Raw genomic sequence first — 18,328 nt, forward strand, 5'->3', positions numbered from 1 at the left:
CGTCACACCGATGACGATCCACCCAGCACCGAAGTGACGGGAGAACGCTGTGACCACCACCACCCTGCTGCACCTGGACTCCAGCATCAGCCTCGGCGACTCGGTCAGCCGCGCGCTGACCGCCCGGTTCGCCGCCGCCTGGCGCGCCCGGCACGGCACCGCCGGCCGGTACGTCTACCGGGACCTCGCCGCCGAACCGGTCGCCGCGATCGGCGCCGGGTACGCCCTGCTCGGCCGCCGCGTCGAACGCAAGGGGACCATCCCGGCCTCCGACATCGCCGCCCTCGCCGAAGGCCCGGACGAGGAACACGAGTGGTCCCTCACCCACCCGCTGGTCGACCGGCTGCTCGCCGCCGACACCGTGCTGCTCGGCGTGCCGATGTACAACCTCACCGTCCCGGCCGTGTTCAAGGCCTGGATCGACCGGATCAGCTTCCCCGGCGTCTACACCGACCCGGCCACCGGCGAGAGCCTGCTGCGCCGCACCCGGGTCGTCGTCGCGGCCGCCCGCGGCGGCGGCTACGGCCCCGGCACCCCGCGCGAGGCCTTCGACTTCCAGACCCCGTACCTGCGGGCCTACTTCGCCAGGCTCGGCGTCCCGGCCGAGCACCTGCACATCGTCCCGGCCGAACTCACCCGCGCCGACGACATCCCCGCCCTGGCCGGGCTGCAGCCGCTCGCCGCGAAGTCCCTGGCCGACGCCGAGGCCGCCCTGGACGCGCTCGCCACCGCCTGATCTACAGCGGGGTGACGGCCTTCAGCACCACCAGCAGGGCCACGGCGGCGTTGAGCGCGCACAGCGCCGACGCCGCCGTACCGGCCGCGGCGACCATCGCGGCCAGGCCCGCCCGGGTCTTCGCCGGGGGCCAGTTGCGGGACGTCGGCACCGGGCCGAGCAGCGCGGCGACCCGGCGCGGCACCGGGCCGGGCGCGGGTGCCGGGGCGGCGAAGGCCGCGAAGCCGGGCGCCGGCGCCGCGTGCGACACCAGGGCCGCCCGGGCCACCGCCCGCGCGGTGATCCGGCGGTCCCCCACCTCCTGGGCCGACTCCTCGTCCGCCCAGCGCTCCGCGCTGAACGCCACCGCGTACTGCAGCGGCCGCAGGAACGGATTGACGCAGGCGGCCAGTTGGGTGGTCAGCAGGTACCGGTGGTGGCGGTGGCGCAGGTGTGCCCGCTCGTGCGCGAGCAGCGCCTCCCGCTCGTCCTCGGGCAGCCCGGCCAGCATCCCGGTGGAGACCACCACCCGCCCCGGCGAACCGGGCAGCGCGTACGCGTACGGGCTGCGGTCCGGCAGCACCGCGAGGTCACCGGCCGACTCCGGCCCCGCCGGCAGCCCGGTCAGCGCCCGCCGGGCCCGGGAGCGCACCCGCAGGTGCCGGCCGACCGTCCGGACACAGGCCGCGGCCACCAGGACCAGCAGCCACATCGCGGCCGTCCCGAACGTCTCGTGGTACGGCAGCGCGGCCCGCACCTCCGGGTCGGACCAGCTGTCCGGCAGCGGGTTGCCGGGGATCTGCGCGGTGCCCACCACGCCGATCAGGCCGAGGCAGAGCACACTGCACACCGCCATCACCGCGCTGATCACGGTCATCAACCGGGCCGCACCGCGCGGGTGCAGGTGCTGCTCGGTGAGACGCGCGATCGGCACCGCGGTCAGCGGCAGGATGAGCGGGAGGAAGACGAAGAAGCCCACGGGTCAGCTCTCACGGTCGGCCGCTGCCGGATCGACGGACGCGGCGTCCAGCAGCGCCCGCAGCAGGTCCTCGTCGTGCGGGAGCAGCGCGCTCACGAAGCTGGCCAGGACGGCGTCCCGGTCCGCTTCTCCGTCGAGCATCCGGCGCATCCGCAGGGCCGCCAGCCCGGCCGCGTCGGAGGAGGCCTGCCACAGGTAGGAGCGGCCCGAACGGGACCGCGAGACGGCGCTCTTGGCATGTAGCCGGGACAGGATGGTCATCACGGTGGTGTACGCCAGGTCGCCCTCCAGGCGCTCCTGGACCCACCCCGCGGTGGCCGGGCCGGGCGCCTGTTGGAGCACAGCGAGCACCTGTGCCTCCAACTCGCCCTGGCCGCGCCGTCTGACGGGCGCTTCCGCGGCCGCCGAGGCGTGCCTCTCGTCTGCCATGACGGCCCACTCCCTCCGGATGTCGCGCCCCGTAGCCGGCGGGGCACGCGTTCATCCTAACGAGCGCGGGCCCGGCGCGAACCGGTTCGTGCCGGGCTTCCCGCCTCCACCGCCCTCGACGCGTCGCTCGAACGGCCCAGGCCCGGTTGCCCGGCGCCCCGGCCCGGCGGACGGTCGAAGTCCGTACGGTCCGCCCGTAGGCCTGTTCGGCCCCTGGAGGAGTCCATGAGCAGCCCGTCGCCCGACCCCGCGCAGCCGGAGCAGCCCCCGCGCACCGGCCCCGAGCAGCCCGGGCAGCCCCGGCGCACCGGCCCCGAACAGCCCGGGCAGACCTGGCGCACCGACCCCGAGCAGCCCGGGCAGACCTGGCGCACCACCCCCGGCACACCGCAGCCGACGCCGGGCAACGAGTTCCGCGACTGGGCGCCCGGCCTGGTGATGTTCGCCGGTGTGCTGATGCTGATCAACGGCATCATGGAGGCCCTCCGGGGCATCATGGCGGTCTCCAACGACGACCTCTTCGTCCACACCCCCCGCTACGTCTTCCGGTTCGACCTCACCGGCTGGGGCTGGGTCCACATCGTCGTCGGCGTGCTGGTCGCGGTGACCGGCGCGTTCCTGCTCAAGGGCGCCGCCTGGGCCCGCTACGCCGGTATCTTCTTCACCTCGCTGAGTGCCCTCGACAGCTTCCTGGTCCTGCCGTACTTCCCGCTCTGGTCGCTCGTGGTGATCGCACTGGACGTCTTCATCATCTGCGCGCTCTGCGTCTACCGCCCCCAGGAGGGCACCACGCTCTGACGCCCCGGTGGTCCGCGCGCCCGGACCCGTCTCAGGTCCGGACCCGCCTCAGGCCCGGGCCCGCCTCAGGTCCGGGCCCGCTGGGTGACCGCGATGCAGACCAGCACCACCACCGCCGTGACGGGTGCGGCCGCCGGCAGGTCCTCGCCCAGCAGCAGCACCGACCAGACCAGCGTCAACAGCGGCTGCGCGAGCTGCAGTTGGCTGGCCCGCGGCACCCCGATCTCCGCCATCCCCCGGTACCAGAGCACGAACCCGCCGAACTGCGACACCGCCGCCGTGTACGCCAGCCCGGTCAGCGCCTTCGCCCCGAGGTGGACCGGCTCGGCGGGCAGCGCGAGGGCCGCGGTCAGCAGCGTCACCGGCAGCGCGGCCACCACCGCCCAGGCGATCACCTGGGCTCCCGGCAGGTCCCGGGAGAGCCGCCCGCCCTCGGCGTACCCGGCCGCGCAGATCGCCACCCCGACGAACAGGAGCAGGTCCGCGACGGTCGGCCGACCGTGGCTCTGCAGCAGGGTGAAGCCGAGGACGGCCGCCGCCCCCGCCACCGCCGCCGCCCAGAACGCCCGGGACGGCCGACGGCCGGTGCGCAACGCCGCGCACACCGCGGTGGCCAGCGGCAGGACACCGATGACGACGGCCGAGTGGGCGGTCGAGGAGGTCCGCAGGGCGAGCGTGGTCAGCAGCGGGAAGCCCAGCACGCAGCCGCCCGACACCACCAGCAGGGCGGGCCAGTGCCGCCGCTTCGGCAGCGGGGCGCCGACGGCCACCAGGTAGAGCGCGGCCAGCACCCCCGCCAGGGCGCCGCGCAGCCCGGTCGCGGTCCACGGGCCGAAGCCCTCCAGGGCCCACGCGGTCGCGGGGAAGCTGAGGGAGAAGGAGGCCACCCCGAGGGCGGCCAGGGCGGTGCCGGAGGCGGGGCTTCGCGGTGCTACCGCCGACGGGCGGGTAGCGCTATCTTGTGCCGTCATGAACGAGCGTAGCAGTGTGACCGAACTCGCCGACAGGCTGCGGCGGGAGGTCGAGCGCTACCCGGAGGGGCGAAAGCTGCCCTCCAGCCGGGTGCTGGTGGAGCGCCATCAGGTCAGCCCGGTGACGGTCTCCCGGGCCATCGCGGTCCTCGCGGCCGAGGGCCTGGTGGTCTCCCGGCCGGGCGCCGGGGTGTTCCGGGCGGCGGCCTTCGCCGGGCGCCCGGCCGGCACCGCCGCGCCCGCCGCCCGTCCCGGCGACCTCTCCTGGCAGGAGGTCGCGCTCAGCGCCGACTCCGACCCCCGCGACCTGCTGGCCGCCCCGGTGTTCGCCACCCTCCGCGTCCCCCCGCCCGACGTCATCGACCTCAACAGCGGCTACCCGCACGCCTCGCTGCTGCCCGAACGCCTGCTGGCCACCGCCCTCGCCCGGGCCGGACGGCGCCCGGGCGCCTGGAACCGGCCGCCCACCGACGGCCTCACCGAGTTGCGCGGCTGGTTCGCCCGCGACATCGGCGGCACCGGCGGGCCGATCGGCGCCGGGGACGTCCTGATCACCTCCGGCGGGCAGGGCGGGCTCACCGTGGCCATGCGCTCGCTCGCCGCGCCCGGCGCGCCCGTCCTGGTGGAGTCGCCGACCTACTCGGGCATCCTGGCGGTCGTCCGCGCGGCCGGGCTGCGGCCCGTCCCCGTCCCGGTCGACGCCGACGGCGTGCGCACCGACCTGCTGGCCGACGCCTTCGAGGCCACCCGGGCGCGGGTCTTCGTCTGCCAGCCGCTGTTCCAGAACCCGACCGGCGCGGTGCTCTCACCCACCCGGCGCTCCGAGGTGCTGCGGATCGCCCGGGCGGCTGGCGCGTTCGTCGTCGAGGACGACTTCGCCCGCCTGCTCGTCCACGCGGACGCCCCCGCGCTGCCGCGCCCGCTCGCCGCCGACGACCAGGACGGGGTCGTGGTGCACCTGCGGTCGCTGACCAAGGCCGCCTCGCCCAACCTGCGGGTCGGCGCGCTCACCGCGCGCGGCCCGGCCCTGGCCCGGCTGCGGGCCACCCAGGTGGTGGACAGCTTCTTCGTGCCCCGGCCGCTCCAGGAGGCGACGCTGGAGCTGGTCGCCGACCCCGGCTGGGCCCGCCACCTGCGCGCCCTCGGGGCGGAACTGCGGACCCGCCGCACCGCCACCGTCGCCGCCCTGCACCGCGAACTCCCCGGCCTGCTCGGCGTCTACCGGCCCGGCGGCTACCACCTGTGGCTGCGGCTCCCGGACGGCGTCGACGACGCCGCCCTCACCGCCGCCGCCCTGCGCGCCGGCGTCCAGGTCACCCCCGGCCGCCCGTACCACGCCGCCGAACCCCCGGCCCCGCACCTGCGCCTCAGCTACGCCGCCGCCGAGAGCTCCGCGCACGCCGTCGAGGGGATCCACCGCCTCCGCCGGGCCTACGAGGACCTGCCGGCCTGACCTCCGGCCCCGCGCGGAGCAGGCCTCAGCGCCCGGAGCAGGCCTCAGCGCCTGTAGCAGGCCTCAGCGCCCGTAGCCCGCCATCCGCTCCAGCCGGGCGATGCGCTCCGCCATCGGCGGGTGGGTGGAGAAGAGCCGGGCGCCGGCCTCGCCGGGGCGGAAGGGGCTGGCGATCATCATGTGGCTGGCGGTCTGGATCTGTGGCTCCGGCGGGAGGGGCAGCCGGCGGGTGCCGGCGTCGAGCTTGCGCAGGGCGCCGGCCAGGGCGAGCGGGTCGCCGGTGATCCGGGCGCCGTCGGCATCGGCCTGGTACTCGCGGGAGCGGCTGACGGCCAGCTGGATGAGCCCGGCCGCCAGCGGGCCGAGGATCATGATGGCGAGCATGCCGAAGAGGCCGGGCCCGTCGTCGTCGTCGCTGCGGCCGAAGGGGATCAGCCAGGCGAAGTTCACCAGGAACATCACCACCGAGGCGAGCGCCCCGGCGACCGAGGAGATCAGGATGTCCCGGTTGTAGACGTGGCTCAGCTCGTGCCCGAGCACGCCCCGCAGCTCGCGTTCGTCCAGCAGCTGCAGGATGCCGTCGGTGCAGCAGACGGCCGCGTTGCGCGGGTTGCGGCCGGTGGCGAAGGCGTTCGGCGCGGGGGTCGGGGAGATGTAGAGGCGCGGCATCGGCTGGCGGGCCGCGGTGGAGAGCTCGCGGACGATCCGGTAGAGCCGCGGCGCCTCGATCTCGCTGACCGGCCGGGCCCGCATGGCCCGCAGCGCGAGCTTGTCGCTGTTCCAGTAGGCGTAGGCGTTGGTGCCGAGGGCGACCAGCAGGGCGATCACCAAGCCGGTTCGGCCGAAGAATCCGCCGATCACCAAGATGAGCGCCGAGAGGCCGCCGAGCAGGACGGCGGTCCTCAGTCCGTTGTGCCGGCGGTGCACGTCAGGCCCTCCAATGGTGCGGTGGGGAAGCCCTTTCTGCCTCGTCCCTCTTGCCCGGTCAACGGGTGGGGGCCCGGGCCTTGTTCCCTTGTGACCGGCGTGACACCGCCGCGGCACCCCGCCGGGCCGGACCGCGACGGCCGGCCGGGCGGGTGCGCGCTCAGAACAGGCTTCCGCCGGCGACCTGGAGGACCAGCTGCGGGGCGAAGGAGAGGACCACGGCCACCGAGGCGGTGAGCCCCAGCGTGGCGGTCAGGGTGGCCGGCAGCCGGCCTTCGGCCCCGGCCTCGCCGACCGGTGCGGCGCCCGGTGCGGCACCCTCCTCGGCACCCGGCGCCGGGGCGAACAGCCGGGTCGTCCAGAGCAGGTAGTAGTACAGCGCGACGACCACGTTGGCGGCCATCACGACGGCCAGCCAGCCCAGCCCCGCGTCGACGGCCGCGCGGAACACCACGACCTTGCCGAACAGGCCGATCACGCCCGGGGGCAGCCCGGCCAGGCAGAGCAGGAAGAAGGCGAGCGCGAGGGCCGTCCAGCGGCGCCGGGCGAACAGGCCGCGGAAGTCGTCCACGCTGGTCCCGGCCCGGCGGCCGACCGCCGCGACCACGCCGAACGCGCCGAGGTTCACCACGCCGTAGATCAGCGCGTACGCGGCGGTGGCGCCGAGCGGGTCGACCCCGGTGGGCGCGTAGCCGGCGGCGGCGAGCGGCACCAGCAGGTAGCCGGCCTGGCCGACGGACGACCAGGCGAGCAGCCGCACCGCGCTGTAGCGGGTGTCGAAGCGCTGGCGCAGCGCGCCGACGTTGCCCACCGTCATGGTGACGGCGGCCAGCACGGCGAGCGCCAGGCCCCAGGTGTGCGCGTACGGGCGGAAGGCGATGGTGGTGGCGAGCGCGAGGCCGGACAGGCCGGCCGCCTTGCCGACCACCGAGAGGTAGCCGGCCACCGGCAGCGGGGCGCCGATGTAGGTGTCGGGCACCCAGAAGTGGAACGGGACGGCGGCTACCTTGAAGGCGAAACCGACCAGGGTCAGCACGGCGCCCGCCTCGGCCAGCGGCTTGAGCTGCCCGGGGGCGTGTTCCAGGCCCTGGGCGACGGCGCCGAGGTGCAGGCTGCCGCTGGCCGCGTAGACGAAGCCGACGCCGAGCAGCATCACGGCCGTGGCGGTGACGGAGGAGACGAAGAACTTGAGCGCGGCCTCGGCGCCCCGGCCGTCCCGGCGCAGCGCGACCAGCGCGAAGGCGGGCAGCGAGGCGACCTCCAGCGCGATCACCATGGTGGCGAGGTCGCGGGAGGCGGGCAGCAGCGCGGCGCCGGTGGCGCTGGAGAGCAGCAGGAACCAGTACTCGCCGCCGGGCAGCTTCTCCTCCTCGACGGTGTGCGCGGAGAGCAGGGCGGCGATCAGCGCGCCGCCGAGGGCGAGCAGCTGGAACACCAGGGCGAAGTGGTCGGCGACGTAAGAGCAGCCCGCGTTGCCAGACCCCCCTGCTACGTTCTGCACACAGAAGGTCGCCCGGGGTGATCCCCCGGTGAGGGGGAGGAGTGCGATGAGGGCGAGGGCGAGTCCGGCCGCGGCGAGGCGGCCGAGCCACTTCCGGTGCCGCTCGGGCAGGAACAGGTCGGTGAGCAGGACGGCGAGGGCGGCCACCGCGGCGATCAGCGGGGGCGCGATCGCCACCCAGTCCACGGACTGGATCAGGCTGCCCGGGTTGGCTACGGCGAGGGAGGTCACAGTGTGCTGCCCCGTGGAGTGAGGTCCGAGTGCGGCGATCTGGGCTCCGAGCACGGTCAGCCACCCCCGAGGAGGTGCTTGACGGCGGGGTCGGAGAGGCCGAGCAGGAGCGCGGGCCAGAGGCCGGCGAGCAGGGTGAGGGCGGCCAGCGGCGTCCAGCTGACGGCCTCGTACGGGCGCAGGTCGGCGACCTGGTCCACCGGGGCGGGCTGCTGGGGGTCGCCCATGCAGACGCGCTTGACCACGATCAGCAGGTAGGCGGCGGTGAGGAGGGTGCCGAGACCGGCCAGGACCATGTAGGTGACGAACGCGGGGCGCGACAGGCCGTCGGCCGGGTCGAACGCGCCGAACATGGCGAGCAGCTCGCCCCAGAAGCCGGCCAGGCCGGGCAGGCCGAGGCTGGCCACGGCGGCGAAGGCGAGCAGCGCGCCGATCCGCGGGGCGCGGCCGTACAGGGCGGCGCCGGTGGCGCCGGAGAGGGTGTCGAGGTCCGCCGTGCCGTAGCGGTCCTTGAGGGCGCCGACGAGGAAGAACAGCAGACCGGTGATCAGACCGTGGGCGATGTTGGCGAACAGCGCGCCGTTGACGCCCACCGGAGTGAGGGAGGCGATGCCCAGCAGCACGAAGCCCATGTGGCCGACGGAGGAGTACGCGATCAGGCGCTTGAGGTCGCCCTTGGCGCCGGGGCGGGCCAGCGCCAGACAGGCCAGTGATCCGTAGACGATGCCGACGGCGGCGAACGCGCCCAGGTAGGGGGCGAGCGTCGCGGTGCCGTCGGGCACGACCGGGAGGAGGACGCGGACCAGACCGTACGTGCCCATCTTCAGCAGCACGCCGGCGAGCAGCACCGAGCCGACCGTCGGGGCGGCGGTGTGCGCGTCCGGGAGCCAGCTGTGCAGCGGCCAGGCGGGGGCCTTGACCGCGAGCCCGACCATGATCGCCAGGGCGGCGATCACCTGGGTGGTGTGGCTCAGGCCGTTGCCGTGCGCGGCGGCCAGGGCCTGCATGTCGAAGGTGCCGGCCTTGCTGCCGATCAGCAGGAAGCCGAGCAGCATCACGGCCGAGCCGAGCAGCGTGTACAGGATGAACCGGTTGGCGGCCGGGGCCTTCGCCCCGCTCCCCCAGCGGGCGATCAGGAAGTACATCGGGATCAGCACGATCTCGAAGGCCAGGAAGAAGAGCAGGAGGTCCAGCACCGCGAAGGTGGCGAGCATGCCGACTTCGAGGAGGAGGAACAACCCGACGAAGGCCTTCGCCGACGGCACGCTGTCCCCACCCGGCAGCCGCTTCTCCGAGTACAGCGCGCAGAGGAAGGTGAGCAGTGCGGTCAGCACGATCAGCGGCAGCGAGATGCCGTCCACGCCGAGGTGCAGGCGCACGTTGAGGGCCGGGATCCAGGACACGTCGGTGGTGGCCTGCATCCGGGCGGGCTCGTCGTGGTCGAAACCGGCCGCCAGGGCGACGGTGAGCAGCAGCACCGCGCCGGTGACGACGCTGTTCAGCCGCAGCGCCCGCCGGTCGGCGGCGGCCGGCTCCCGGCCGAACACCGGCGCCAGGGTGAGCGCGGCGCCGAGCAGCGGCAGCACCAGGAGGGCGATGAGGACTGCGTTCATCGGGGGCTCCTACGGGCGGCGGTCGGAATCGGGAGAACCGGGGAGAGGGGGTACGGCATCCGCTACACCGCCACCAGGACGGCCAACAGGACGACGCCGGCGAGCAGCGCGCTGAGGTAGGTCTGCGCGTTGCCGGTCTGCGCGAGCCGGACGGCCCGGCCGAGCAGGTTGGCGCCGGCCCCGCTGCCACGCACGTAGGTCTCGACGACCTCGCGGTCGAGGAAGCGGACCAGCCGGGCGGCGGCGGTCACCGGGCGGACGAACAGCGCGTGGTACAGCCGGTCGACGCCGAAGCCGTGCCGGGCCGGACCGAACAGCGGGCCGAGCAGGGTGCGCCCGGGGTCGGCGACGATCACCTCGGCGATCGGAGCTCCGGCCTGCTCGGGCACCCGGCCGGCGTCGGCCGGGGCCGGGCGGCCGGTGGCCAGCCGCGCGGTCGCCGAGCGCCAGGCGCCGTACGCCGCGAGCACGCCGACCACGGCGAGCCCGGTGCCGATGACGGCGGTGACGGCCGAGGGGCGCAGCGAGCCGCCGTCCAGCAGCGCGGGCAGCCAGTCCGAGCGCAGGCCGGCGACGCCGAAGCCCATGGTCGGGATCGCCAGCACCCAGAGCGGCCAGCGCATCGCGGGCGGCTCGGCGGTGGCCGGGTCGGCCTCGTCGAGCTCGGGCGAGTACGGCGCGTCCGCCTCGTGCCCGGCCGCAGACGCCACGGCCTGCGGCACTGCGGCCTGCGACGCCCCGGCAGCCTGCGGGCTGTGGAAGCTGACCAGGAAGAGCCGGGTCGCGTACGCGGCGGTGAGCAGCGCGGTGAGTCCGGCGGAGATCAGCACGATCCACCCGGCGGCCTCCGGCACGGCCGAGGCCGGGCCGAGCCCGTTGGTGAGCGCCTCGCCGTTGGCGGCGTGCTCGGCGGCGGTCAGCACCGCCTCCTTGCTGAAGAAGCCGGAGAACGGCGGCAGCCCGACCAGGGCGACGAGCGCGATGCCCATCGTCCAGTAGGCGTCCGGGACGCGCTTGCGCAGCCCGGGGATCCGGGACATCGCGGAGATCGAGTTGGTGTGCGCGGCGTGGATCACCACGCCGGCGGCCAGGAACAGCAGCGCCTTGAAGGCACCGTGGCTGACCAGGTGGAAGACGGAGGCCTCGCGGTCGCCGGTGGCCAGCGCCCCGGCCATGTAGCCGAGCTGGCCGACGGTGGAGTAGGCGAGCACCCGTTTGAGGTCGTCCTGGGCGAGCGCGCAGAGCGCCGAGCCGATCATCGTCACGGCGGCCATCACGGCCAGCACGACCAGCGCCGCGCCCGACAGCAGGAACACCGGCAGCAGCCGGGCGACCAGGTAGATGCCGGCCGCGACCATGGTGGCGGCGTGGATCAGCGCGGAGACCGGCGTCGGGCCGGCCATGGCGTCCGGGAGCCAGGTGTGCAGCGGGAACTGCGCGCTCTTGCCGGCCACCCCGGCGAGCAGCAGCAGGGCGATCAGCGTCGGGTGGCCGAGCCGCCCGTCGGTCGCGGCGGCCAGCACGTCGGGGATCCGGAAGCTGCCGGCGTCCGCGCCGAGCAGGAAGATCCCGAACAGGAACGGCACGTCGCCGAGCTTGGTGACCAGGAAGGCCTTCAGCGAGGCCGAGCGGGCGTCCTCGGTCTCCCAGTGGTGGCCGATCAGGAAGTACGAGCAGATGCCCATGACCTCCCAGCCGACCAGCAGCACGATCAGGTCGCCCGAGTAGACCACCAGGAACATCGCCGCGGTGAACAGCGAGACCAGCGCGGCGTACGACGGGTAGCGCGGGTCCTTCCTGAGGTACGCGGTCGAGTAGACCTGCACGCAGGTGGCGACCAGGCCGACCAGCACGGAGATCAGCGAGCTGAAGCCGTCCAGGTGGAGGGCGAGCGCGATGTCCGGGCCGCCGGTGGGGGTGAGCCGGGTGGCGGCGTCCAGCGCCTGGCCGGTGCCGAGCTGGAGGGCGACGACCAGGGCGAGCACGGCCGAGACGGCGACCGGCACGATGGCCAGCGGCCGGGCCAGGCCGGGCGCCTTCTTGCCGACGGCCAGGGTCGCGGCGGCCCCGAGTGCGGGCAGCGCGGGGACGAGGGCGGGCAGGGCGAGGTTCATGCGGCGGCCTGGCCCTTCAGCGCCTCGGCTCCGGCCGGCGTCTCCTCGGCGAGCGGCTCCGCCGGATCGCCGAGCGCGGTGGCCCGGTCGATGTCCGCGGTGCCCCGGGCCCGGAACAGCAGCAGGACGATGGCGAGCCCCAGCCCGATCTCGGCGGCGGCGACGGTGATGGTGAACAGGGTGAGCGCCTGGCCGGCGTGCAGCGAGTCGCGCAGCCAGGTGTCGAAGGCGACCAGGTTGAGGTTGACGGCGTTGAGCATCAGCTCGACGGACATCAGGACCAGGACGGCGTTGCGCCGGGCGAGCACGCCGTACACGCCGATGCTGAACAGCAGCGCGGCGAGGACGACGGGGTAGGCGAGGTGCATCAGCTCTCCTCCGACGCGGACGGCGCGGACGGCGCGGACGGCGTAGCGGGCGCAGCGGGCGCAGCCTCTGCGGCCTTCGGGGCCGCCGGGGCCTCTGCGGCCTTCGGAGCCGCCGCGGCCTCAGGGGCCGCCGGGTTCTCCGGCGCCGGCCGGGGCACGGTGGCGGCGACGGTCCCGTTCGAGCCCACCGGCCGGCCGGCGCGCAGCCGACCCGCCCGGGGCGGCGGCACCCGCCGCGTCGACCCGCGCGACAGCACGATCGCGCCGACCAGCGCCGCCAGCAGCAGCACGGAGAGGGCCTCGAAGGGCAGCACCCAGTGGCGGAACAGGCTCGCCCCGGTGACGGCGGCCGAGCCGCCCCCCGCGCCGAGGTCGATCCAGGAGGTCCGGAAGGCGTCGACGACCAGCGTCACCAGCGTCCCGGCCGAGGCGAGCGCCACGACCAGGGCCACCCAGCGGTTCTTGGAGTCGGCGTCCGGCGAGCGCCCGATCGGCGCCTTGGTGAGCATCAGCCCGAACAGCACCAGGACGATCACCGAGCCGAGGTAGATCAGCACCTGCACCCAGGCGATGAACTCGGCGGTGAGCAGCAGGAACTCCACCGCCAGCCCGCCCAGCGCGACCACCAGCCAGAGCGCGGCGTGCACCAGTTGCTTGGTGCTGACGGCGACCACGGCCGAGCCGAGCACGGCGATGCCGACCAGCAGGAAGACGATCTCCACCCCGGTCGGGGACAGGAACGAACGGGCGGCCGGCTCCAGCGAGCCGGTCGCCGCGAGCAGGGTGGCGGCGCTCACTGGGCCTCCCCCTCATCCGAGGCCGCCGAGGCAGCCGCTGCGGCCGCTGCGGCGGCGGCCAGCTTGTCCGCCGTCTTACGCGCGGTGGTGATCTCCTTGGGCTCCTCGGCCGCCGGGTCCAGCGCCGGCGGCGCCGGGACGGTCCACATCCACTCGCGGAGCTTGTCCCGCTCGTGGGTCAGCTCCAGGATGTCGGTCTCGGCGTACTCGAACTCGGGCGACCAGAACAGCGCGTCGAAGGGGCACACCTCGATGCAGATCCCGCAGTACATGCAGAGCGAGAAGTCGATGGCGAACCGGTCCAGCACGTTGCGGGTGCGGGCCCGCGCGTTCGGCTCGGCGGCTGGCAGCGTCTCCTTGTGGGAGTCGATGTAGATGCACCAGTCCGGGCACTCGCGCGCGCAGAGCATGCACACCGTGCAGTTCTCCTCCAGCAGCGCGATGACGCCGCGCGAACGCGGCGGCAGCACCGGCTGCACGTCGGGGTACTGCGCGGTGACGGTCTTCTTCGTCATCGTCCGCAGGGTCACGGCCAGGCCCTTGGCCAGGCCGGCACCGGGAAAACTCATGAGATCGCCACCTTGATGACGCCGGTCAGGGCCAGCTGGACGAGGGCGAGCGGGATCAGCACGGTCCACGCGAAGCGCATCAGCTGGTCCTCGCGCAGACGCGGGTAGGTGACCCGCAGCCAGATGACCACGAAGGCCAGCGCGAAGGTCTTCAGGATCATCCAGAGCCAGCCGAGCTGGTCCGCCAGCGGGCCGTGCCAGCCGCCCAGGAAGAGCACCGCGGTCAGCGCCGACACCACCAGGATGCCCGCGTACTCGGACAGCAGGAACAGCGCGAAGCGCAGGCCCGTGTACTCGGTGTACGCGCCGAAGATGATCTCCGAGTCGGCGACCGGCATGTCGAACGGCGGGCGCTGGAGCTCGGCCAGACCGGCCGTGAAGAACACGAACGCGCCGATGAGCTGCCAGGGCAGCCAGTACCACTCCCAGGCGTCCACGATCCCGGGCAGCGAGAGCGTGCCGGCGGCCATCGCCACCGAGGCCGCCGCCAGCACCATCGGCAGCTCGTACGACATCAGCTGCGCGGCCGTGCGCAGGCCGCCGAGCAGCGAGAACTTGTTCGCCGAGGCCCAGCCGGCCATCAGCTTGCCGATCACGCCGACGCCCATCACGGCCAGCACGAAGAACAGGCCTGCGTCGATCGCCTGGCCGACGAAGCCGTTCGGGCCGACCGGGATCGCCAGCAGCACGAAGAGGTACGGCAGCAGCGAGACGGCGGGCGCCAGCTGGAAGATCCGGCGGTCCGCCCCGGCCGGGACGATGTCCTCCTTCTGCGCGAACTTCACGCCGTCCGCGACGAGCTGCGCCCAGCCGTGGAAGCCGCCCGCGTACATCGGGCCGAGCCGGCCCTGCATGTGCGCCATGACCTTGTGCTCGGTCTGGCCGATGACCAGCGGGAGGGTGAGGAAGACGACCAGGGTGGCGACGCAGCGCAGCACCGTGTCGAGCAGGTTCACGCGCCGTCTCCGTCCTGGCCGGCCGGTCCGGCCGACGTCTCGTCCTGCTCACCCGCGGGCGCGGCAGGCTTCGCCGGCCCGGCGGGCGACTGCTCCTCGGCAGCCCCCTCCGCAGGCTTCTCCACAGGCTTCGCGGCCTCGGCCGGTGCCTTCGCCTCGGCGGGCTTCGCGGGCTCGTCGTGCGCGGGCACCGGGTTGTGCCAGGGCGCGTCCGAGGACCGGGTCCGCGGCGACGCCGAGCCCTCGGCCTTCGGCTCGGCAGGCGCAGCGGCCTCGGCAGCCTCGGCGGGCGCCGCCTCCGCAGCCTGACTGACCGATCCGTCGGACACCGACCTGACCCGACGCGGCCGGTCCGCCCGCACCACGGGCGCCGCCTCGCCAGCAGCCGAAGCAGCGGCCGAACCAGCGGTCGGAGCAGCAGCCTCGCCAGCAGCCGAAGCAGCGTCCGGAGCAACGGCACCAGCAGCCTCGGCCCCCGCCTGACTCGCCGACCCCTCCGCCACCGTCCTGGTCCGCCGAGGCCGGTCCGCCCGCACCGCCGCCGCGCCCTCGGCACCGGCAGCAGCACCGGCCCCAGCAGCGCCAGCAGCACCAGCACCAGCACCAGCACCAGCACCAGCAGCCCGGGGCGTCCGCCCGGCCGCGCCCGCCGCCCGCGCACCACGCGCGGGCCGCTCGGCGACCGGCGGCAGGGTGCCCTTCAGCGGCCCCCACTCGTTCGGGTCCGGCACCCCGGCCGGCTGCATCTTGCGGCGGGCGGGCCCGTCGCCGTGGTCCGACTCGCCCGGCTCCTTGGCTCCCGGCCAGGCCTTGGCGACCCGGGCCGCGAGCACGAACTCCTTGCGCAGCGGGTACCCCTCGAAGCCGTCCGGCAGCAGCAGGGTGGCGAGGTAGGGGTGTCCGGGGAAGTCGATGCCGAACATCTCGTGGGTCTCACGCTCGTGCCAGGCGGCGCCCGCGTAGACCGGTACGGCGGTGGGCAGCGCGGCCTTGTCCCGCGGCACCCGGGTGCGCAGCGCCAGGTGGCGCAGCACGCCCGGGGCGTCGGCGGAGGCGAGGTGGGCGACCACGGAGAAGCCCTCGGCCAGTTCGTCGACGGCGCTCAGCCAGTCGAAGTAGCCCAGGCCGAGCGCGTCGCGGGCGTTGGTGAGCGCCTCGATCCAGTGCTCGGCGGGGACGTCGACGGTGACCAGCCCGTAAGCCTCGGCGCCGGTCGCCCACTCCCCGACCGACGCCGCGTACTGCTCGGCGGAAGTCATGAGGCCCCTCCCTCGGTCGAAGGCCCCGTCACCAGCGGGCGGCGCAGCGCCGCCGCGGGCGCGGCGTAGCGGTCGGGCAGCGACTCGGCGGCGATCTTCTCCTGGAGCTTGAGGATGCCCTGGAGCAGCGCCTCGGGCCGGGGCGGGCAGCCGGGCACGTAGACGTCGACCGGGATGATCTGGTCCACGCCCTTGGTCACCGAGTAGGAGTCCCAGTACGGGCCGCCGGAGTTGGAGCAGGCACCGAAGGAGATGACGTACTTCGGCTCGGGCATCTGCTCGTAGAGGCGCTTGACGGCGGGCGCCATCTTGTCGGTCACCGTCCCCGAGACGATCATCAGGTCGGCCTGACGGGGTCCGGGCGCGAACGGAATGACACCCATCCGGATGAAGTCGTGTTTGGCCATGGACGCGGCGATGAACTCGATCGCGCAGCAGGCCAGGCCGAAGTTGAAGCACCAGAGGCTGTAGCGGCGGCCCCAGTTGAGCACGACCTTGACCGGGTCGGGCGCGAGCCGGGCCAGCGGGCCGATGCCACGGCGCTCGACGGCGCCGGGGCGCGACGGGTCCGGGAGGCCGAGTGGGACCGGCCCGCCCTGGGCGCCGTGCGAGTGGGTGTGCGTCACGTCCATTCCAGAACGCCCTTCTTCCAGGCGTAGAGCAGGCCGACCGCGAGGAAGCCGATGAAGAGGAACATCTCGATCAGCGTTCCGGCGCCGTACCCGGCGGTGGCGAAGACCGTCGCCCACGGGAACAGGTAGATCGCGTCGACCGCGAAGATCACGTACAGGAAGGCGTACACGTAGTAGCGGATCTGGGTGTGCGCCCAGTCCTCGCCCACCGGGTCCACCCCGCACTCGTAGGCGAGGAGTTTCTCGGGCGAGTACACCACCGGCCGCAGCAGGCGGTTGGCCGTGAACGCCGCGGCGACGAAGAGCACCCCGACGACGGCCAGCAGGCCCATCGCGGCGTACGCGTCGAAGTAGCCGCCGCCGACCGCCGGGTCGGCCGCGACGGCAGCCGCATGCTGCCCCTCCATGCCTTCGCCCTCCACCTCGGCCGTGAACAACCCCTCAAGGCAGTTCTACGACGTTTCCTCGCACGGTCATAACCATGGCCAATGCGTGAGTCTAAGGGGACGGCTCCGCTCCGCCCGAACCCTGCCCGCTCCGCAAGACGTCCGGTGGACACTCCCGCGAGCACCGGGCAGTGGCCCGACGACCAGGACGGGGGTAGGGATAACCCCCGTCCCGGAAGATGTATCACCCCCATGGCATCTCCCGCCCCGGGTTCGGGAAGCTTGCTCCACCAGCTCGACCAAGAGGGACGGTAGATCCAGATGAAGCCGCTGCACCGCCGCACCGTGGATGCCATCAAGGAGCAGGACGCTCAGATGGTCCGCTCGCCGCTGTACGGCGCGCAGATGTGGCGGCAGGTCGGCCAGCTGCTGCTCAACCTGCCGCTCGGCGTCGCCGGCTTCACACTCACCGCCATCACGCTCACGGCCGGCCTGGGGATGTCGATCACCGTGGTCGGCCTGCCGCTGCTGGCCGGCGGGCTGGCCGTCTCCCGCGCCCTGGGCGGGCTGGGCCGCTGGCGGGCCCGCGCGGCGTACGACTCCGCGATCCACGAGCCGGAGCCGGTGCAGCAGCGCCGGCCGGGGGTGGTGGGCTTCACCATCGCCCACCTGACCGACCTGCTGAACTGGCGCTCGGCTCTCTACAACGTGCTGATGCTGCCCTGGGGCATCCTGAGCTTCACGGTGGCCCTGGTCGCGGTCACCGTGATGTGGCCGGTGCTGCCCTGGGTGATCCGGGCGCTGGCGGCGGTCGACCGGATCCTGGTCGAGTCGCTGCTCTTCCCGGGCGCCCTGGCCGAGCGGGTGCGCGAGCTGGAGGACGACCGCGGCACGGTGGTCGACACCGCCGCCGCCGACCTGCGCCGGATCGAGCGCGACCTGCACGACGGCGCCCAGGCCCGCCTGGTCGCGCTGGCCATGGACCTGGGCATGGCCAAGGAGCGGCTGCGCGAGGTCGAGACCGAGGACGACGTGGTGGCCGCCACGAAGATGGTCGACAACGCGCACGGCGAGGTGAAGCTGGCCCTCCAGGAGCTGCGCGACCTGGCCCGGGGCATCCACCCGGCGGTGCTCACCGACCGCGGCCTGGACGCGGCCCTGTCCTCGGTCGCCGCCCGCTGCACCGTCCCCGGCGGGGTCAAGGTGAACGTCGACCTGAAGGGGCCGGACGGCCAGGCCGAGCGCCCGGACTCGGCGGTCGAGGGCATCGCGTACTTCACCGTCAGCGAGCTGCTGACCAACGTCTCCAAGCACGCCGGCGCCCGCACCGCCTCGGTCGACGTCTGGCGCTCCGACAACCAGCTGATGGTGCTGGTCCAGGACGACGGCAAGGGCGGCGCCGCCCCCTACCCGGGCAGCGGCCTGGCCGGGCTGACCGAGCGGATCCGCGCGGTGGACGGGGTGCTCCTGGTGCAGAGCCCGGAGGGCGGCCCGAGCAGCATCACCGTCGAACTGCCCTGGCGCACCCGCACCGCCCGCCGCTGAACCGAGGCGCGGCACGGCGCCGGGACCTCGTCGAGGAAGTGGACGGGGCGCCGCGCCGCGCCGCGGGGGGGGGGGGGGGCCCCCC

Annotated in this window: 18 protein-coding genes; 4 read left to right on the forward strand and 14 right to left on the reverse strand. The window is 74.3% G+C overall.

The annotated features are described in order from the left end of the window. Positions 1–49 precede the first annotated feature (49 nt). Positions 50–736: an FMN-dependent NADH-azoreductase gene (locus ACFV61_RS01015; protein WP_380489303.1), complete on the forward strand. Its 687-nt coding sequence runs from the start codon at positions 50–52 to the stop codon at positions 734–736. A 1-nt stretch (position 737) separates the two neighbouring features. Here ACFV61_RS01015 and ACFV61_RS01020 read toward each other — a convergent pair whose 3' ends face one another. Next, on the reverse strand, positions 738–1,694 hold the full coding sequence (locus ACFV61_RS01020) for a M48 family metalloprotease (protein ID WP_063348909.1): 957 nt from the start codon (positions 1,692–1,694) through the stop codon (positions 738–740). A gap of 3 nt (positions 1,695–1,697) precedes the next feature. After that, the gene (locus ACFV61_RS01025) at positions 1,698–2,123 is read right to left on the reverse strand and encodes a BlaI/MecI/CopY family transcriptional regulator (RefSeq protein ID WP_063348908.1); all 426 of its coding nucleotides are present in this window, start codon (positions 2,121–2,123) and stop codon (positions 1,698–1,700) included. 225 nt (positions 2,124–2,348) lie between these two features. Here ACFV61_RS01025 and ACFV61_RS01030 point away from each other — a divergent pair, with 225 nt between their 5' ends. Continuing rightward, complete coding sequence (locus ACFV61_RS01030) at positions 2,349–2,921, forward strand: hypothetical protein (protein WP_380489306.1); 573 nt, start codon at positions 2,349–2,351, stop codon at positions 2,919–2,921. A gap of 65 nt (positions 2,922–2,986) precedes the next feature. On the opposite strand, the gene ACFV61_RS01035 is transcribed toward ACFV61_RS01030, so the two are convergent. Beyond that, positions 2,987–3,892, reverse strand: coding sequence for a DMT family transporter (locus tag ACFV61_RS01035; RefSeq protein WP_363374971.1), 906 nt, complete (start codon positions 3,890–3,892; stop codon positions 2,987–2,989). Here ACFV61_RS01035 and ACFV61_RS01040 point away from each other — a divergent pair. Further along, positions 3,891–5,345 carry a PLP-dependent aminotransferase family protein gene (locus ACFV61_RS01040; protein WP_380375433.1) on the forward strand — a complete coding sequence of 485 codons (1,455 nt, stop codon included), beginning with the start codon at positions 3,891–3,893 and terminating at the stop codon, positions 5,343–5,345. The two genes, ACFV61_RS01035 and ACFV61_RS01040, sit on opposite strands and share 2 nt — an antisense overlap. 63 nt (positions 5,346–5,408) lie before the next feature. Here the strand turns inward: ACFV61_RS01040 and htpX are convergent, their stop codons facing one another. From htpX to ACFV61_RS01095, 11 genes are all read right to left on the reverse strand, one after another. Continuing rightward, positions 5,409–6,272 (reverse strand): zinc metalloprotease HtpX, encoded by an 864-nt coding sequence (htpX, locus tag ACFV61_RS01045; RefSeq protein ID WP_350876984.1) that lies wholly within the window; start codon positions 6,270–6,272, stop codon positions 5,409–5,411. Between the two features lie 160 nt (positions 6,273–6,432). After that, positions 6,433–8,004, reverse strand: a complete 1,572-nt coding sequence (locus tag ACFV61_RS01050) for an NADH-quinone oxidoreductase subunit N (protein WP_380489310.1) — start codon at positions 8,002–8,004, stop codon at positions 6,433–6,435. A 56-nt stretch (positions 8,005–8,060) separates the two neighbouring features. Beyond that, positions 8,061–9,617 carry a NuoM family protein gene (locus ACFV61_RS01055; RefSeq protein WP_063348904.1) on the reverse strand — a complete coding sequence of 519 codons (1,557 nt, stop codon included), beginning with the start codon at positions 9,615–9,617 and terminating at the stop codon, positions 8,061–8,063. A 62-nt stretch (positions 9,618–9,679) separates the two neighbouring features. Beyond that, positions 9,680–11,731, reverse strand: coding sequence for an NADH-quinone oxidoreductase subunit L (locus ACFV61_RS01060; protein ID WP_380489312.1), 2,052 nt, complete (start codon positions 11,729–11,731; stop codon positions 9,680–9,682). Next, positions 11,728–12,099 (reverse strand): NADH-quinone oxidoreductase subunit NuoK, encoded by a 372-nt coding sequence (nuoK, locus tag ACFV61_RS01065; protein WP_063348902.1) that lies wholly within the window; start codon positions 12,097–12,099, stop codon positions 11,728–11,730. Before nuoK ends, ACFV61_RS01060 begins: the two co-directional genes overlap by 4 nt. Further along, complete coding sequence (locus ACFV61_RS01070; protein WP_380489315.1) at positions 12,099–12,896, reverse strand: NADH-quinone oxidoreductase subunit J; 798 nt, start codon at positions 12,894–12,896, stop codon at positions 12,099–12,101. Before ACFV61_RS01070 ends, nuoK begins: the two co-directional genes overlap by 1 nt. Further along, positions 12,893–13,465: a NuoI/complex I 23 kDa subunit family protein gene (locus ACFV61_RS01075; RefSeq protein ID WP_380344090.1), complete on the reverse strand. Its 573-nt coding sequence runs from the start codon at positions 13,463–13,465 to the stop codon at positions 12,893–12,895. The genes ACFV61_RS01070 and ACFV61_RS01075 overlap by 4 nt, the downstream gene beginning before the upstream one ends. Then, on the reverse strand, positions 13,462–14,421 hold the full coding sequence (nuoH, locus tag ACFV61_RS01080) for an NADH-quinone oxidoreductase subunit NuoH (protein WP_380344087.1): 960 nt from the start codon (positions 14,419–14,421) through the stop codon (positions 13,462–13,464). The genes ACFV61_RS01075 and nuoH overlap by 4 nt, the downstream gene beginning before the upstream one ends. Then, a complete protein-coding gene (locus ACFV61_RS01085; protein WP_380489318.1) occupies positions 14,418–15,680 on the reverse strand; it encodes an NADH-quinone oxidoreductase subunit C in 1,263 nt (420 codons plus the stop codon). The genes nuoH and ACFV61_RS01085 overlap by 4 nt, the downstream gene beginning before the upstream one ends. Continuing rightward, on the reverse strand, positions 15,677–16,312 hold the full coding sequence (locus ACFV61_RS01090; RefSeq protein ID WP_063348898.1) for an NADH-quinone oxidoreductase subunit B: 636 nt from the start codon (positions 16,310–16,312) through the stop codon (positions 15,677–15,679). The genes ACFV61_RS01085 and ACFV61_RS01090 overlap by 4 nt, the downstream gene beginning before the upstream one ends. Beyond that, the gene (locus ACFV61_RS01095) at positions 16,303–16,719 is read right to left on the reverse strand and encodes an NADH-quinone oxidoreductase subunit A (protein ID WP_063351317.1); all 417 of its coding nucleotides are present in this window, start codon (positions 16,717–16,719) and stop codon (positions 16,303–16,305) included. Before ACFV61_RS01095 ends, ACFV61_RS01090 begins: the two co-directional genes overlap by 10 nt. 354 nt (positions 16,720–17,073) lie before the next feature. On the opposite strand from ACFV61_RS01095, the gene ACFV61_RS01100 reads away from it, so the two are divergent. Beyond that, positions 17,074–18,243 carry a sensor histidine kinase gene (locus tag ACFV61_RS01100; protein ID WP_063351316.1) on the forward strand — a complete coding sequence of 390 codons (1,170 nt, stop codon included), beginning with the start codon at positions 17,074–17,076 and terminating at the stop codon, positions 18,241–18,243. The last annotated feature ends 85 nt before the right edge of the window (positions 18,244–18,328 follow it).

The sequence above is a fragment of the Kitasatospora sp. NPDC059817 genome (assembly GCF_042731835.1).
Taxonomy (GTDB): domain Bacteria; phylum Actinomycetota; class Actinomycetes; order Streptomycetales; family Streptomycetaceae; genus Kitasatospora.

Excerpts from the sequence above, each read along its gene's own strand:
- ACFV61_RS01060 (WP_380489312.1), bottom strand. The coding sequence starts at position 11,731 with ATGAACCTCGCCCTGCCCGCCCTCGTCCCCGCGCTGCCCGCACTCGGG.
- ACFV61_RS01035 (WP_363374971.1), bottom strand. The coding sequence starts at position 3,892 with ATGACGGCACAAGATAGCGCTACCCGCCCGTCGGCGGTAGCACCGCGA.
- ACFV61_RS01040 (WP_380375433.1), top strand. The coding sequence starts at position 3,891 with ATGAACGAGCGTAGCAGTGTGACCGAACTCGCCGACAGGCTGCGGCGG.
- ACFV61_RS01100 (WP_063351316.1), top strand. The coding sequence starts at position 17,074 with ATGGTCCGCTCGCCGCTGTACGGCGCGCAGATGTGGCGGCAGGTCGGC.
- ACFV61_RS01090 (WP_063348898.1), bottom strand. The coding sequence starts at position 16,312 with ATGGACGTGACGCACACCCACTCGCACGGCGCCCAGGGCGGGCCGGTC.
- nuoK (WP_063348902.1), bottom strand. The coding sequence starts at position 12,099 with ATGCACCTCGCCTACCCCGTCGTCCTCGCCGCGCTGCTGTTCAGCATC.
- ACFV61_RS01055 (WP_063348904.1), bottom strand. The coding sequence starts at position 9,617 with ATGAACGCAGTCCTCATCGCCCTCCTGGTGCTGCCGCTGCTCGGCGCC.
- ACFV61_RS01085 (WP_380489318.1), bottom strand. The coding sequence starts at position 15,680 with ATGACTTCCGCCGAGCAGTACGCGGCGTCGGTCGGGGAGTGGGCGACC.
- ACFV61_RS01075 (WP_380344090.1), bottom strand. The coding sequence starts at position 13,465 with ATGAGTTTTCCCGGTGCCGGCCTGGCCAAGGGCCTGGCCGTGACCCTG.
- ACFV61_RS01095 (WP_063351317.1), bottom strand. The coding sequence starts at position 16,719 with ATGGAGGGGCAGCATGCGGCTGCCGTCGCGGCCGACCCGGCGGTCGGC.
- ACFV61_RS01025 (WP_063348908.1), bottom strand. The coding sequence starts at position 2,123 with ATGGCAGACGAGAGGCACGCCTCGGCGGCCGCGGAAGCGCCCGTCAGA.
- ACFV61_RS01030 (WP_380489306.1), top strand. The coding sequence starts at position 2,349 with ATGAGCAGCCCGTCGCCCGACCCCGCGCAGCCGGAGCAGCCCCCGCGC.